This window comes from Enterococcus sp. 9E7_DIV0242 (genome assembly GCF_002140975.2).
GTDB classification, from domain to species: Bacteria; Bacillota; Bacilli; order Lactobacillales; family Enterococcaceae; genus Enterococcus_L; species Enterococcus_L clewellii.
This window is the reverse complement of sequence record NZ_CP147247.1, coordinates 1,101,824-1,117,108: the sequence shown is the minus strand read 5'-3', so window position 1 is coordinate 1,117,108 and position 15,285 is coordinate 1,101,824. Positions and strand designations below refer to the sequence as shown.

General features: G+C 40.9%; 12 protein-coding genes. All 12 read left to right on the top strand.

All coding sequences use genetic code 11. From position 1 onward, the window contains the following. Window positions 1-43: 43 nt before the first annotated feature. The 12 genes from A5888_RS05250 to A5888_RS05195 all read left to right on the top strand — a co-directional run bounded on the left by A5888_RS05250 (window position 44) and on the right by A5888_RS05195 (window position 15,284). Window positions 44-745 (top strand): type IV pilus modification PilV family protein, encoded by a 702-nt coding sequence (locus A5888_RS05250; RefSeq protein WP_170924710.1) that lies wholly within the window; start codon window positions 44-46, stop codon window positions 743-745. Window positions 746-755: 10 nt separating this feature from the next. Beyond that, window positions 756-1,445, top strand: a complete 690-nt coding sequence (locus A5888_RS05245; RefSeq protein WP_086348143.1) for a hypothetical protein — start codon at window positions 756-758, stop codon at window positions 1,443-1,445. After that, entirely contained in the window at window positions 1,432-3,432 is a 2,001-nt protein-coding gene (locus A5888_RS05240; protein ID WP_086348142.1) for a hypothetical protein, read from the top strand. Before A5888_RS05245 ends, A5888_RS05240 begins: the two co-directional genes overlap by 14 nt. A gap of 73 nt (window positions 3,433-3,505) precedes the next feature. Beyond that, on the top strand, window positions 3,506-5,068 hold the full coding sequence (locus A5888_RS05235) for a GspE/PulE family protein (protein ID WP_249274421.1): 1,563 nt from the start codon (window positions 3,506-3,508) through the stop codon (window positions 5,066-5,068). A 28-nt stretch (window positions 5,069-5,096) separates the two neighbouring features. Next, the gene (locus A5888_RS05230; protein ID WP_086348141.1) at window positions 5,097-6,299 is read left to right on the top strand and encodes a type IV pilus twitching motility protein PilT; all 1,203 of its coding nucleotides are present in this window, start codon (window positions 5,097-5,099) and stop codon (window positions 6,297-6,299) included. Next, window positions 6,299-7,510 (top strand): type II secretion system F family protein, encoded by a 1,212-nt coding sequence (locus A5888_RS05225; RefSeq protein WP_086348140.1) that lies wholly within the window; start codon window positions 6,299-6,301, stop codon window positions 7,508-7,510. Before A5888_RS05230 ends, A5888_RS05225 begins: the two co-directional genes overlap by 1 nt. Window positions 7,511-7,670: 160 nt before the next feature. Next, window positions 7,671-8,147: a type II secretion system protein gene (locus A5888_RS05220; protein WP_086348139.1), complete on the top strand. Its 477-nt coding sequence runs from the start codon at window positions 7,671-7,673 to the stop codon at window positions 8,145-8,147. A gap of 38 nt (window positions 8,148-8,185) precedes the next feature. After that, complete coding sequence (locus A5888_RS05215) at window positions 8,186-8,932, top strand: prepilin peptidase (protein ID WP_086348138.1); 747 nt, start codon at window positions 8,186-8,188, stop codon at window positions 8,930-8,932. Window positions 8,933-8,976: 44 nt separating this feature from the next. Then, window positions 8,977-10,011 (top strand): type IV pilus biogenesis protein PilM, encoded by a 1,035-nt coding sequence (gene pilM / locus A5888_RS05210; protein ID WP_086348137.1) that lies wholly within the window; start codon window positions 8,977-8,979, stop codon window positions 10,009-10,011. Between the two features lie 3 nt (window positions 10,012-10,014). After that, window positions 10,015-10,629 carry a hypothetical protein gene (locus A5888_RS05205; protein ID WP_086348136.1) on the top strand — a complete coding sequence of 205 codons (615 nt, stop codon included), beginning with the start codon at window positions 10,015-10,017 and terminating at the stop codon, window positions 10,627-10,629. Beyond that, on the top strand, window positions 10,622-11,239 hold the full coding sequence (locus A5888_RS05200) for a hypothetical protein (protein WP_086348135.1): 618 nt from the start codon (window positions 10,622-10,624) through the stop codon (window positions 11,237-11,239). Before A5888_RS05205 ends, A5888_RS05200 begins: the two co-directional genes overlap by 8 nt. Before the next feature lie 145 nt (window positions 11,240-11,384). Continuing rightward, window positions 11,385-15,284 (top strand): pectate lyase-like adhesive domain-containing protein, encoded by a 3,900-nt coding sequence (locus A5888_RS05195; RefSeq protein ID WP_086348134.1) that lies wholly within the window; start codon window positions 11,385-11,387, stop codon window positions 15,282-15,284. Window position 15,285: the final 1 nt, after the last annotated feature.

The following is a 15,285-nucleotide window of genomic DNA, read 5'->3' as shown; positions in this document are numbered from 1 at the left end:
ATGAGCAGTGCTAGCAAGCCCGAAAGGTTCGAGATGGATCATGATGAAAAAGCATAAGCGTTATTCTGTAAAAAGAATATATGGAGAAAAGCTGAAAAGAATGTGTTTAGATGAGCACGGATTTTCATTGTTAGAAGTTCTTTTTGCGATTGTCATTTTAGGGGTGTGCTTCCTTTTTATTGCGTCATTGATTTATCAAAATAACCAAGCGATTCAGCTTAATACGAAAAAGGAAGAAGCAATTTTTGCTCGGGAAGATGTGAAGGAGTGGCTGCTATATAAAGCGCAGATACAGGATGTCGCGAATTTGAACACGTTTGTATTTGTTGAAACATCTAGTGCATTAACAGCAGAGCAGACGGAGCGGAGAGAGCATCTGATCTTAGATAATTCCGGGATTCAAAAAGATTCAGGGATCGGTCGAGCCAAATATGGAGAACTTGAAGTGCCTGTTAACGATTCTGAACGTGGTGTATTTATTCAAAAAATCAAGTATCGACTGACGGAGCCAGAATTTTTACCGGAAGCATTACGAAGCAGTGAGAACCAACTTTATTTAGGACAGTATATCGATCGTTCCGGTGAAGAAACTGACTATTTAGTGAAAGTAGTCGTGCGTCGAAAAGAAGGGATACAGGCATATAATCCACGAACAGATGGTGTAGGACTAACGATTCAGGTCTATGACAGAATAAAGGGCAATCTATTAACAGAAACCTATATCAATTGGGTTGCTGAATCATAGGAGGAGAACAGTGAAAAAGTTGCTAAATAACGAGCGTGGCTTATCTTTGGTCGAGCTGCTTGGTGCAATCATTCTTTTTGGCTTAGCTTCTCTATTATTCGGTGGGGTATTGTTTAGTATTGCCAAAACTTCAGAGGTACAAGGGCAACAGGTGGCTATCCAGCAAACCGCAAATGGAATGGTTGCACAGATGGAAAGTATCAGCACGATCGAAAACATTTATGAAAAGGCGGGCTACCGTGGCAAGTTCAATAGCAGCAATTGGGTAGATGCACATATTGTGAAGGCTCTTTCGGAAGATCGTTTAGCAGAAATCCAACCACTGGCACAGGGACAGAACCCACTTTATCTTTCAGATATTTTAGATACAACAAATCAGCGAGCACAAGGCTATCAAGTAAAAGATAAGACTATCAAAATCAAATTGATTCAGCAGAAAAATGAAAACGAACAAACGAAAACAATTTATGCTACACCCAATTATCGTGACACATTCAGCATTCAAACCAGTGGCGTGATCCTCTTTTATAAAAAGGATATTGCCTTCGATGGTTATTATACATCGGAAACTGGGCTTTGGGCGATTGAGGAGTTGCTGCAGGAAAATGAGGACAGCATTGTGTACAGCAGAAAATTTGTATTGACTTATAGAGATGATGAAAAGGCAAGTGGGGAGGTTCCGGGAAATGGAAGATGGTAAAAATGAATCCGGCTATGCACTGTTATACGCATTAGGTGCAATCGTGCTAGTCAATCTAATCATTGGTGCTATTTTTATTCTGGCCAGAACAGTTTTCTTCCAAGTGGAACAAGTAGATACATTCAAGCGAGTAAAGGATGTTGAGGAATATGCCCTACAAGAGGCCAGCAATAAGATCAAAAAGAAAATGGAGACAGAGCTAGCGGAGCTAGGAGCAGGGATCAATTTTGGAACGGATGAAGTAATCATTAGAAATCTAGTGAAGAGTTGGGTGAATGATTTCGAGTTGACCGCTGAAGACATAGGAAGTGATCAACAGTTTTCTTACCGCGTATCCTTCAGTAGTAGCGAGCTTCAAGTGACAAAAGTACTGCCGTATGTCTTAGATACAGAATTAGGGAATTATGGCTGGAAAAAGTCAACAGTCTCTCTGGATAAAGTTACCAATGTGGCACTAGTTTTTCCAATCAAGGTAGAGACTACAGAAGAAAAGAATGGAAGCCAATCTACCACGACTGCAAAGTGTGAGTATAACTATGAGATACAGTGGGATGAAGCTGATGTGAATGAAGAAATCCTGGCATTGGATGTTTGGCGCAATGTTTTCTATTCGTACTATCTTCCTAATAGTGCACAGGCAATTTCAGCGGATGAATGGATGAGGAAGTTTGATCGAATCTATCGGTATCAGACGGACAGACAATTATTTGATTATGCGTCCTATAACAACTATTCGGCTTTCAGATTTGGTGCAGTCAACGGACTAGTTATGGATGTGCAGGATGGCTCTTACTTGGACTTTTCCAATGGAGATAAAACGATTCGTGATGTTACGTTTGCCGGTTCCTTTTTCTTGGAAAATGGCGTAACTGCTAAAGGAACCTCTGGCAGTCAGCTTGAAACGGACAATCTGTTCGTGCTGCGTAATTCAACGGATACAGCACCACTTGTGAATTATTTACAAGTGGGACATATCACGGCTAAGATCGGGACGCTTATTGATTTGCCAAAAGCACAATCTCGATTGATTTTAGATGTAGGGCAGTTTGATACCGGTAACTTGCTATTGAACAATACCAATGTTGTAAAGAAAGAAAATGTATCGTCTGAAGGTGTGCTCTTTGCCAAAGGGGACGTTGCTATAGGAAAAATATCCGGGTCTGAAACCTTCTCTTTTGCTAATTACGCAACAGAGTCTGGAAAAAAGAATCCAAAAGATAGCATGTGGAATGACTTTTTGAAAGGTTCGCTGGTTGTAGCGAGCAGCAACCTATATTCAGGTCCGGTAAGTGAGAATGCCAGCCTTCATTCAGAGTTAGAGGATCATCGAAATGTATCAGTGGCAGGCAACTTTTTATTGACCAATGCGATGTTATCTAGTGGAACAGGAGAAGAGGGCTTCTCTTATTTTCAAGAAAGCGGCGAGTTTACGCATCCTAATACTCCTTCTAAGCTCACATTGGATGGTTCTGATACGAAGCTGACCGTTTCTGGAAAGAGCTTTATTGATTCACCAAAAACTGAGCGGAGAAAAGCATTGACAGAGGATGGCGGGGCAACCTTCTCAGGATTTTATAAAGACAAGGAATCCTGGAATAGTATCACCATAAAAAATGGCGCATGCATGGAGCTGGATTATACAGGAGTTGAGCCATTCAATTTGGACATTCAAAAAGGGTCGTACCTTTCCTTGAAAACATTACCGGAGTTAGCGTTGTTTGACACAAGCTTTATTGACTACAGTGTCAGTCGAAGTCAGTTGAATGGTAAGTTGATTATTCAACCATTCAATCGCGGAGATGCGTTAGAGCTTGAAACGGATTTACGCAGCAAAAGTATACCTATTGAGGTGGTCAACAGTTTTGTAGATGCCCAAGCTGCCAGTGATGGTCAGGTAGTTATCGTAATGCCTGTGAACACCTCAAATAAGGATGCGATCCAAGTGATTTCAAGAACATTTGATTATATAAAAACAATTGACTATTAAGCGTGGAAAGAGCATTGACCATAACGAACAAATTGCTTTTAATTAGGCGACATTCCAGAAAGGAGGAAGCTGGTTGAGGGACGAAGAGCGATTAAGCGGAAGATATAAGTATAAACCAGACAAAAGTAGCAGAGAAAAGCGAGTATCGGTAAGTCAGCCTCTGGATATTTTCAAGATGACTTTGGACAAACAACTGTTAGAACTCATTCCAAGAAGCTTTGCGAAGGAATATAGTGTATTTCCTGTAAAGAGGCAGAGGAATCGGTTGACTGTTGCGATGGGCAACCCTGGGGACTATGCAGTACTAAACGAACTGCGCTTGATCACGGGATTATTGATTGAGCCGGTCAAGGCTAATGAAGCAGACATTCAACAATTAATTGTGCGTGATTATCCTTCTGATATCAACATTGATGGCTTGTTTGAAGCAGATATGCCGGAGCTGACTGGGACAGCGATACATGAATCTGGTAATGATGATTCACCAATCATCAAGCTAGTGAGTACGTTGCTTCAAGATGCTATTGACCGACGAGCAAGTGATATCCATTTTGATCCGCAGGAAAAATATCTAGCTGTTCGTATTCGAACAGATGGAGAAATGAAAGAATTAAAGATACTCCCTAAAAATGTCCAATCAGCAGTTACTTCCAGAGTGAAGATCATTTCTTCTTTAGATATCACAGAGACCCGCGTACCACAGGATGGGCGTGCTATGTTGAAGAACGGACATAAAATTATTGATTTGCGGGTATCGGTGTTGCCAACAATTCATGGCGAAAAAATCGTTATTCGGGTTTTGGACCGTTCTATTGGTATTCGAAAACTGGAAGATTTTAAGTTTGATCCAAAGATGCTGGCAGATTTTCGTAAGCTCTTAAAACAGCCCCATGGCATCCTTCTGGTTACAGGACCAACTGGTTCCGGGAAATCATCCACACTTTATGCTGCTTTAGGAGAACTGAATCAGCCGAATGTCAATATCATCACAGTAGAAGATCCGGTGGAATATCAGTTAGAAGGAATCAATCAGGTAGCAGTAAATAGCAGTATCGGACTATCTTTTGCCAGTGGCTTACGGTCCATTTTGCGACAGGATCCGAATATTGTTATGGTCGGTGAAATCCGTGATGGGGAGACCGCTGAGATTGCCATACGAGCTTCTATGACTGGGCATTTGGTTTTATCTACACTGCATACCAATGATTCTGTCAGCACAGTCAATCGCTTAGTAGATATGGGGGTAGATTCTTTTCTGGTTGCGAATTCCTTAGCTGGTGTATTGGCGCAACGGCTGGTGCGAACAATTTGTTCTAGCTGTAAAACAGAGGAACGTATTACCAGTAGAGAAGCGGCATTTTTAGAAGAGTATAACTTGCATGCTACACGTTTAGCTAAAGGTGCCGGTTGTGCAAAATGTGGGTACACCGGGTATCAAGGGAGAATGGCCGTCCAAGAGTTATTGGTCGTCACTCCGGAAATGAGACGGATGATCACTAGACAGGCTACAAATGATGAGCTGCAGGAATATGTTCAGAAACTAGGCATGAAATTTCTAATCAACGACGGATTGGCGAAGGTAATGGCTGGCTATACCACGATTGATGAAGTATTAAAAGTGGCTGTAGAAGAATAGTAGATTTTATGAATGGGGACAAAGAGTAATGAGAGAAGAGGAAAAAAGACGTTCCAAAAGATATCGGGATAAGGAGTTGGACGATTTTTTGAGTCCACGTCAATCCTATCGTCCACGTCGCACGGAATCAGCAGAGCCTTCGGAAGATCGTCGACGAAAAGAGTCATATACCGAACGAACAACACCAAAACAGGAGCTTGATAGCTGGCTGAAACGTGCGGTAGAGCTGAAGGTATCGGATATTCACTTAATTGAAAACATTCCACCCATGTATCGATTACATGGTGGGTTGCAGCCAATCGAGGGAACTCCCATGTTAACCTCGGATCGGATTGCTGCCATGGGCAAGAGTATTTGTACCGAAAAGCAATGGGAAGAATTTAATCGAGCCGGTGAAGTTGACTTGGCATATGAACTGAAAGATGTCAGCCGTTTTCGGGTGAATATTTTCAAGCAGCTTGATGCAGTAGCAATTGCTCTTAGGCAAATTCCAATTGATATCCCCACACTTGATTCGTTAGGGGTACCAGATGTGCTACGTCGAATGATTCACAAAAGCCAAGGGTTGTTCCTAGTAACAGGGCCTACTGGTTCAGGGAAATCAACAACTTTGGCAGCTATGCTGGATTATCTCAATGATTCGAAAAAGACGCATGTACTGACGTTGGAAGACCCCGTCGAGTATGTGCATAAACATAAGAAAAGTATCATTTCTCAAAGAGAAGTCGGACGTGACACGGAATCCTTTTCCAATGGTTTACGGGCAGCACTTCGACAAGATCCGGATGTAATTCTGGTTGGAGAAATGCGGGATTTTGAGACGATTTCAATTGCTTTGACAGCTGCCGAAACCGGTCATTTAGTGTTAGGGACCTTACACACGTCCAGCGCACCTTCGACGATTGAACGGATTGTTGATGTATTTCCATCGGAGCAGCAGTCGCAAGTACGGACGCAGCTAGCAGGTGCGTTAGTGGGTATTTTATCGCAACGGCTGTTGCCAACGCGTGATGGGAAAGGGCGAGTTGCTGCCACAGAGATGTTGGTCAACAAAAAGGGGATTGCTAGTATTATTCGTTCGGGGAAAACCCATCAAATCAACAATATGCTGCAAATGGGAAAAAATGACGGGATGCACACGATGAGCAATTCGATTACCCGACTGATTCAATCGGGGCGTGTCGATGCAGACGTTGCAGCGAGCTATCTTGAAGAAGGAAGTGATTTCTAGTGGCATTGTTTACTTATCAAGGAATGACTTACACAGGTGAAAAATCTCGCGGCAGTATTCGTGCAAACTCTGTAATAGAAGCCGGAAATCTATTGAAGAAAAAGCACATAAAGCCAATCTCGTTAGTCGAACAAAAAGAAACCGTGGCAAATAAAGAGCTGGCTATTTTTTCAAAAACCAGTTTGAAAGTACTTGTTGCTTATTTGCAGCAGTATTCGACATTGATCAATGCGGGGATAACGGTTCTTGAGGCAGCGAGTATGTTGGAGGAACAGCAACAGGATAAAACCTTTAAAAAAGTACTGACTGAGGTGAAGCTAGATCTTGAGGCTGGCCATACGTTGTCAGACAGCTATAGAAAACATCCCAACTCATTTCCACCTTTGTTGGTGAATGTTATTGCTGTTGCAGAGATGTCTGGTTCATTAGAAAAGAATCTGCAACAGATGGCCAAATACTACGAAAAAAGCTCTGCGAATCGCAACAGTATCATTACTGCAATGATTTATCCAATTATCATGCTGATTGCTTCTGTTGGTGTAGGGATTTTCCTGATGATTTCAATCGTTCCAATGTTTGTGAGTGTGTTTGAAAGCTTTGGTGCAGAATTACCGGCTATTACCAAAATTACGATGAAAATCAGTGAGTTTCTTCAAACAAAAGGGTTGATCATTGTATTAGTTATCTTTTTGATTTGGTTGGGACTGTTTCTTGGAAAAAAGAATCCGGCATTTCGATTGCAGTACGATACATTCTTGCTAAAGGTTCCTATTTTTGGCGAGCTTATTCAAAAAAGCTACTTTTCCGTTTTTATGACGACCTTATCTTCTTTACTGTCAAGCTCTGTCCCAATGGTTACTGCGCTATCTATGAGTAAGGAAGTCGTCAATAATCAATTCATTCAAAATATGGCGATGCAGTGTGAAATAGAGGTGGAGCAAGGGGGACGTCTGAGTAATGTGTTCTCACAGAACTGGGCAGTACCTATATTAGCGACACAAATGGTGAAAATCGGAGAGAATACCGGCTCACTTGAAGATATGTTGGAAAAGCTCAGTAAAATTTTTGAGGCTGAAGCTGATGAGATGAGTGTGCGTATCAAGACGATCATGGAGCCGTTAGTTATGTTGATTATTAGTGGTATCGTAGGTTTTATCATAGCAGCGATCATGATTCCGATGTTCTCAGTATATGGATCCATTCAAGGGTAATCGATACTTAGAGAAACTGATTAGATCAAAGAACAAAGAATGTATTCTTCGATCAGATCTTACAAAGTAAATTAGTGATTTTAATGGCTATTAACTGGAACCTAGACACCCAGCTAATATAGATATTTAAAAAAGGAAACAACAGGAGGAGAACAAAAAAATGTCAGAAGTTTTAGTGTTACAAGAAGAAAGCAGAATGAGTCGCCTATTAAAAGATGAAAGAGGGATGACGCTAATCGAGTTATTGGCAACGGTAGTAATCTTAGCGATCATTTCAGGAATTGGTTTAGTAGCAATTGGCAATGTGATTCAAAACTCAAGAGAAGATGCTGCAGTTGCAGATATTCAGCAAGCGATGAATGCGGCTAAATTATATCAGTCTAGCCCATCAACACCAATTACTGCACCATTTAGCTTGAAAAATGTTATTGATGATAAGTATCTGGAAACGCCTGGCTCTACATGGGTAGATACTACTAAAATCATGTTTACAGTTGATGCAAGTGGAACATTAACAATGGAAGTACCTGCCAATCAAGTAAATGCTGGTTCTAAGACAAATTCTGCAGCAGTTGCTGCTGGTAGCACATCAGCTACGATTAATGCATTGACACGTGACTCATTGAAATTCAACTAGTAGTTTAAAATCAAGCAACTATGAAGAAGGAGTTTTTTATGAATATATTGAGTTATACAATACCTGCAAGAATCGTTTATTGTTATATATTTATCATAGGAATGTGTCTGGGCTCGTTCTTCATGGTTGCTGGGTTTCGTATTCCTAGAAAAGAGACATTGTTGGGACGCTCTCATTGTGAAAACTGTCAGCAAGAACTAGCCTGGTGGCAGCTGATTCCAATTGTTTCATATGTTTTCTTGAAAGGGAAATGCAAATACTGTGCTTCAAAAATAGGGGTGAGTGCCCCTGTTTTTGAAGGGCTTTCTGGTTTGTTGTTTATGCTTACTGCGCTCGTCTTCGACCTATCACCAGAGGTACTGGTGGGCTGGACAATGCTCTCTTTGTTATTGATCATCAGTGTATCGGATGCGTTGTATCAGGTCATTCCCAATAAAGTACTGCTGCCGTTTTTTATTGCAGCCATATTAGAAAGAACTCTCATTTTTCAAAATGATTTTTGGTGGTATCCGCTGGCTGGTTTTCTCGTTGGCTTTGTTCCACTGTATATTTTAGGAGAAGTTAGTAAAAATGGCATGGGTGGAGGGGACATCAAGCTTTTTGCTGTATTAGGAATTTTCGTGGGTCCGCTACAAGTTTTTCTATCATTATTTTTATCCGCAGTTCTTGCACTTATTTTTTCTGTTATCTGGTCTATTTATAAAAAAGAAAGACAGAAGTTTATTCCATTTGGCCCATTTATAGCAATTGGTACGATGCTCGTGTATTTGATTTCAGCGATGTAACTGAATGAATCGTGCATTTATTTTGAAAAAAGGCAGGTAGTGAGATGTTTGGAAAGAAAAAGCATACGCCAATCGGCATTGATATACAAAAGAATGTTTTAAGGTATTGTACAGTAAAAAATGGTCAATTTGTTTTTGGCGAAAAAGTGGTTAATGGTTCTATTTTCAAGGATGGGAAAGTAAGAAATCCCGAAGAATTTATTCATACGCTGCAGCAAGTGGCTGCAGAAGTACATATGAGAAACCCGGAATTTATCATTTCTGTGATGAACGGCAAGCTATTGATTCGACAGATTCCTTTAGGCAATTTAAAAAATGAAAAAGAAATTCGGGAATTCTTGTATTTTGAGTTGGGCGATTCGATTGCGCTTCCATTTGAAAACCCTATTTTTGATTTGTTGATCCTAGAACAGCAAAGCAAAAAGAAATTGCCGAAGAAGCGAAGCAAACAGCAGCCGGAAAAGAAAGACAGACGTGCGGTGAAAATTCAGCGGAACCGATTTGCAGTCAATGGAAAAGTTCCCGTAGTTATCACTTCAGAACCCATTTTGGAGGAAATAGGTTATCTGATTCAACGAAGTGGAGGACAGCTGATTGGTGTAGACTGCAGCTCTTTAGCCTATACACGTGTGTTGCAAAAACGGATCAACTGGGCACAAAACTTTTTATTAGTAGAGTTAGATTCTGGTACAGCAACCATTACGATTTTTGAACAATTGGTACCTGTCTATGTGCAATATGAAGAATATAATCAAGTGAACTGGCGGTATATCGAAAAAGATCAGAGTGTAAAAACAGAATTCAACCCATCTGTCGAGCTAGAAGAGCTGGAAAAGCTAGGGATGACGATCCATAATGTCATTCGCTACTTTGAAACGGAAATATCTCCGGGAAAAGAACTGGTACAGATTTATGTCGTGGGTGGTCACCCGATGCTTTCGGAAGAAGTGGTTGAGATCATTCAGGCAACCAACGACTTACCGGTAAAAGACTTGCAGTCCCCACTACGATTAGCCAATCAGAAACGTTTGCCGGAACGCTTTTTGTTATCTGCGGGTCTGTCGATGAAAGAGGTTTGATGGATGAATATTAATTTACTACCGAAAAAATTTATAAAAAACAGAGCAATGGAAGTAATTATTGTTCTGGCAGCAATCTTATATGCCATTTTGATCGTTGCCTTTCTAATTGCCCATTTGTTTTTTAAAACACAGGTAAAGACATATACAAATGCAGTCCAACTGTCTCAACTAGAAAAGATCGGATTGGAAAATAATGTTGCTGAGCTTCAAAAGGAGCAATCAAAGGATATGCAGGAGTTTATCGAAGTTCTAAAAGGTGAGCAAAAGCTGATGGAGCCAATCATGACTGCCGTTGGTGAAGCGGCTAGAGAGCTATCGCTCACACTCATCAATTATGACATCTATCTGGTGGATGAAACAGAAGCAAACAATCAACTATTAGTAGGAGATGATGGAACTGAGCTTCTTCCTTCGATCGCAGTAAAATTTAGAGGCGACTTATTTACCAATTCTCCGAGCTTTAAAGAGCGAATCGAAAGAATAGAGTGGGTATATGATTGTCAACCAGTAGCGATGAATCGGGACAATGACTATACAGAGTCAGATTTTGTGATTCGACTAAAAAAAGCTGAAGTGCCGATGGTAGCCAAAGCAGAGGAGGCGACGGATGAATAAAGTTTTATTTACCCGAAAACATATTATCATTGCAGGGTTGATTTTAATCCTAGGTGTATCGCTAAGTGTTGGTGGTTGGTTTCTAGCTATCGAACCAAGTCGAAAAGAGCTGGGAACAATGACGCAGAAACTGAAATCCGTGAAGCAGGAAATCATTCAGGAAGAGGCATTACTGAGAACGGTGAAAGATTTGCCTTCATTGTTGGAATCGGATCTGGTTAAGAATGAACCAATCATTCCTAATGGTATTCAGCTGCAAGAGTATTTTGATCGTTTGAAGCAACTAGATGAATCAATAAATGTATCCTTTCAACATGTTTCATTTGAAAATGAAACAATTTTTCCCAACAATGAGGAAGGAGTACAAGGAACTGACCCGAAGCAATTGCGAAACACGACTGTTGGGTTCGATGTTCTAGCTTCTGAAGAACAGGACCTATTGAATTTTGTTAAAGCATTGGAAACAATGAACCGCTTTACGAAAATCGAACAAGTGACCTATCGCTGCAATCCAGATTCAGTAGGAGAGGACAGTTATGCTTTTTCAGCTAGTATCGTTTTACAAATGTATTATGTGTCTTATGCAGAAACTGGAAAAGGAATCGACTAATGAACATGGCACTATAAGCTATTGCTCTTCCTTATAGTCAAGAGTAAAAGAGCATTCTGGTGGGGCCAAGAAAAAGAAGTTATTGCACTAAAGGGACGCTTTGAAAAAGAGCGCCCCTCATCTTGATATAATGGAGTTGGTAATGATGAAAAAGTCTCATAAGCGTTTTATTCAGCCAAAATTTCTTGCTGTTGTAGGCAGCAGCGTGTTTGCACTGGGGTTGCTGGTTTTTCTTATTATAAATTTTTTGGGTGATCTGGGGAAAAATACATATATTCTCTCAAGTGACTATGATGAAGAGAAAAGTCATTATTTTGTGAACATCGACATTGATCAACCAAAAGAGGAAACCATTCTTTTTCAATCAACCGATGCCATGTCGGTATCAATGGAAACACTGGAAGATTTTCAATCGGATGAGGTCGAACTTGAGGCAGTCTCGGATGAAGAAACCGGCGTACAACTTAAAATCAAACCGACTAATAAAAAAGTTCGAGTAGCACTTCCTGTTCCGATTTTAGAAACTGGAAAGCAGACCTTTCAAGTGGTTCGAAATGGAAAGGTAGTTAAAAAGCATACTATTACTATTTCAGAAAACGATGGAGAAGAGTTGAAAGAAGCTGCATCTGTTTCAAAGAAAAAAAGTCGATTGGTACCTGCTGACAGCAAAGCGCAGCTTGTTGACTTGACAGCAAGAACGAATGTGGAGCAATTTCTCTTGTTGGATGATGGTCAAGCAGGAACAGCTATTGTAAGCAACTATCAGGAGCTGATTGCAGCGGTTAATAATACTGCGATTTCGCGAATTGAGTTTTCAGCGAATATTGTTGCAACCAGTACTAAATTGGCGAATATAACAAGAAATCTGACCATTGATGGAAAAGGCTTTGGGTTAACGACAACAGCAAGTACAGCTTTTACTCTGGGCGATACAAAAAAAGTGGATTGTACCTTTGAACTAGTCAACCTTTCTGTCAATTATTCCGCGAAAAAGGATGGGTTTATCTCTGCTTCGAGTTCCTCAGTTTCACTCTATTGGTCCGTTAAACTCGAGAATATTGAGGGTTCCTATGAACAGATAGGGACAGCAGGCTCGTATTTTCTTGCTGTTCCTCGTGGTAATGTTGAAATTCAGGGCTATTTTTGGTGGTACAGCCATAAAACGGTTCCAAGCTTAAGTAGTTCGAAAGGTGTTATTTGTGCAGCCAATGTTCATATCACGAATGGGGCAGATGTCGTGATTACCGCTGCACACGCCATCATCCGTTTACTACCAGGGACTTCATCTGTTGAGACATCGTTGACGGTAGACCAGGGATCGAAGGTCAAGCTTTCCAGTGAACTGCGGCAAGCTGTTTGGGCAAACACAGAAGGGGACAACAATGTAATCGTCTTTTCTGTTGTTGATGAAGGAACGGAGCTGGTTGCGACATCTAAAGGAACTTTTTATGGTTCTGATGGTGGTGTGATCACTTTACAAGGAAGTGCGAAAGATGGCAGAGATTCCAAAACAGAGGTGTTGAGAGGGGCGAAAGTGAGTGCCTATGCGCAAGCATCTAGCTCTGAAGCGGCAAAGGAAAATCCTAAAACGACCTCTGCTTTTGTCAATCAAGTGAAAGATGGGATTTTCAATTTGGATGGTGAAGGTAGTATTTTGAATCTGGAGGCAGATGGAGAAGCGCACAATTATTGTGCTACCCTACGTTTTCGATTAGTAGGTGCGCAAACCTTTTCTGTCACAAATAAGGCAGAGATGAATGTCATCAAACATTCAGGAGCTGCAGCAGCCGTAAGGCTTTACGGAAAAAACAATAGTTTTATCGCTAAATCAGGCGGTAAAGTAAATATTATCAAAGAAGGAACAAATCGTGCACAAAACGGTGGAGATACTGGTGGACAACAAGCCATTCAGTTTACTGTTGATAGTGGTGGTGTATCTTATTTTGAAGTAGAGGATGCAAGTAGTACGATCTACGCAAAATCTGATAATGGTCCGGCGATTGAAGCATTGAGTGGTAATTTTCAATTTACGATCGGAAAAGATTCAACTTTTCGTATGGAAGGAACGACCTATGCTGAGAATCGAGGAGTTGTTCATGCGGGCGCTTCGAGGATAGATATCCAAGTTGATGAGCCGATTTTTTACGATTTCAGGAATAATCGTGTGAATGGTGGTCAGGTCTTCTCTACAGGAAGCTCTGGAACAAATCAGATTTTTGCTTCAAAAAAAGTAAGTCTTTCTGTTTGGAAAAAGAAGAATGGTGTTGACTTAGATGCTAATCCGGATGTTTTTTGGAGTAAAATCGGCTATGAACTGACTGGAAGGAATTTTGGTACGATTGCCTATTCTGAATTTCCGAATCAATTCAATTCAACCAATTATGAGGGGGCAGACAAATACACGCGAATGACCGGGAATAATTATCGAGCAGTTGTTGATGAACTGAGAGTCCCGACCAACGCAGATAAGCATATTTATGGACATGTGACTGTTCCTTACTCGGACGATAGTAGTGAGACTCGGGATGCTTGGGAAGAAGAGGTCTGGGTTCAGATTCAAGTCTTAGCTGCAGATGGTACGGAAAAAGAAACGACGATTGTACCGACAAAAGGGAAAAATGACACCCTACCTGGTGTGGCTATTTATGGCGAAGAAGCAAGAGGGGGGATCTTTGATTGGGAGCTCAGTAGCTTTTTAAGCGCGGGCGATCAGGTTCGCGTGACAGCTGCTTATCGAGGTGGCTCAGATGATGCTACCTCTAGTCAGAATATCCATAGCCTTCCTGAAGATATTCAAGTTGAGACTGTGGTGGTGCAAGATGTCACACCACCTCTAACTCTGGCATCTGATGCAGGGAAAGTAACAGACACGACAAAACAACTGACTGGAACCGTCGATTTATGGGATGAACGAGATCAGAGAATGGTCGATAAATTATTTATTTTTGCGAAGAAGGACAATCAATTTTTGACGGATTCTTCTGGAAATTTACTGTATAAGGAAATCACTTCAGTCAGTGAGGCAGCGTCAGAATCGTCCACTTCAAAAAAGAAATGGGTCTTTGATTTATCTGAGTATCTTCTTGTTGGAGAAACTATTGAGATTTTTGCGAAGGACATAGCAGAAATTGAAGGGATCATAGGTGATGTACCGGAAACCTACACAACTGCACCGAATGGAATTTTTGGGAATATCAACCCATCTGCCCTCAGTTATGACAGCTATACGGGGTATCACGATGCTGTTGGAGAGGATCGTTTTACACCCTCTTTATATTTTGAAGTCACAGCTGCAGCACCTTCTACACCTGAAATTACCATAGAGGTTCCGGAAGGCTTTGATCGTAATGAAGATGATGTACCAATTCTAACCGAGGGAAATCAGTTACTTTACGAGATAACAGTTAAAAGTGGAGACAACAGAGATTCTGGCAGAGATCCTGTGAAAAATTTGAAAGTAACCGTAACACTGTCGGATCAGCTTCAATATGATAGCTTTGATAGGTTGCTGAATAACGCATCGGTCGATTCTTATAGCTACAATGCCGCAGAAAAAACGATTGACGTTTATTTGAAATCAGAGTTGAAGCCTGGGAATATCGCCTCCTTTAGTTTAAGTGCCATTGTTAAGGAGGATAGTCAAGCGATCACGACAACCGCAACTGTAGTGGGCGATTCAACTTTGGAGGAACCATTTATCGTTGGACCCCCAAATGATGCGCATAATCATAAAAAATTATCAGCGACAGACGATGTACTTGTTGTACCGGGAGTGAAAAAAGAAACGGGTGAATCCGTTTATCTATCAGTTGTAAATCAGCGCCTTAAGGTCTTTTACTCCAATGTTACTGAATTTACTGTTTACATGGATGGAAAAAAATATAAATCCTATACGGTTCCGTTGAAAAAAACAACGGATTCAAAACAACTAGATATCCCTATTGACGACATTAGAAATAAAATATCTGTGAAATATAATGACGGTAGTGGAGATAAATGGGTCTATTGGAACAATGATTGGGACTTTGTAACGGATCAGGAGTGAG

Excerpts from the sequence above, each read along its gene's own strand:
- A5888_RS05250 (WP_170924710.1), top strand. The coding sequence starts at position 44 with ATGAAAAAGCATAAGCGTTATTCTGTAAAAAGAATATATGGAGAAAAG.
- A5888_RS05240 (WP_086348142.1), top strand. The coding sequence starts at position 1,432 with ATGGAAGATGGTAAAAATGAATCCGGCTATGCACTGTTATACGCATTA.
- A5888_RS05230 (WP_086348141.1), top strand. The coding sequence starts at position 5,097 with ATGAGAGAAGAGGAAAAAAGACGTTCCAAAAGATATCGGGATAAGGAG.
- A5888_RS05220 (WP_086348139.1), top strand. The coding sequence starts at position 7,671 with ATGTCAGAAGTTTTAGTGTTACAAGAAGAAAGCAGAATGAGTCGCCTA.
- A5888_RS05215 (WP_086348138.1), top strand. The coding sequence starts at position 8,186 with ATGAATATATTGAGTTATACAATACCTGCAAGAATCGTTTATTGTTAT.
- pilM (WP_086348137.1), top strand. The coding sequence starts at position 8,977 with ATGTTTGGAAAGAAAAAGCATACGCCAATCGGCATTGATATACAAAAG.
- A5888_RS05205 (WP_086348136.1), top strand. The coding sequence starts at position 10,015 with ATGAATATTAATTTACTACCGAAAAAATTTATAAAAAACAGAGCAATG.
- A5888_RS05200 (WP_086348135.1), top strand. The coding sequence starts at position 10,622 with ATGAATAAAGTTTTATTTACCCGAAAACATATTATCATTGCAGGGTTG.
- A5888_RS05195 (WP_086348134.1), top strand. The coding sequence starts at position 11,385 with ATGAAAAAGTCTCATAAGCGTTTTATTCAGCCAAAATTTCTTGCTGTT.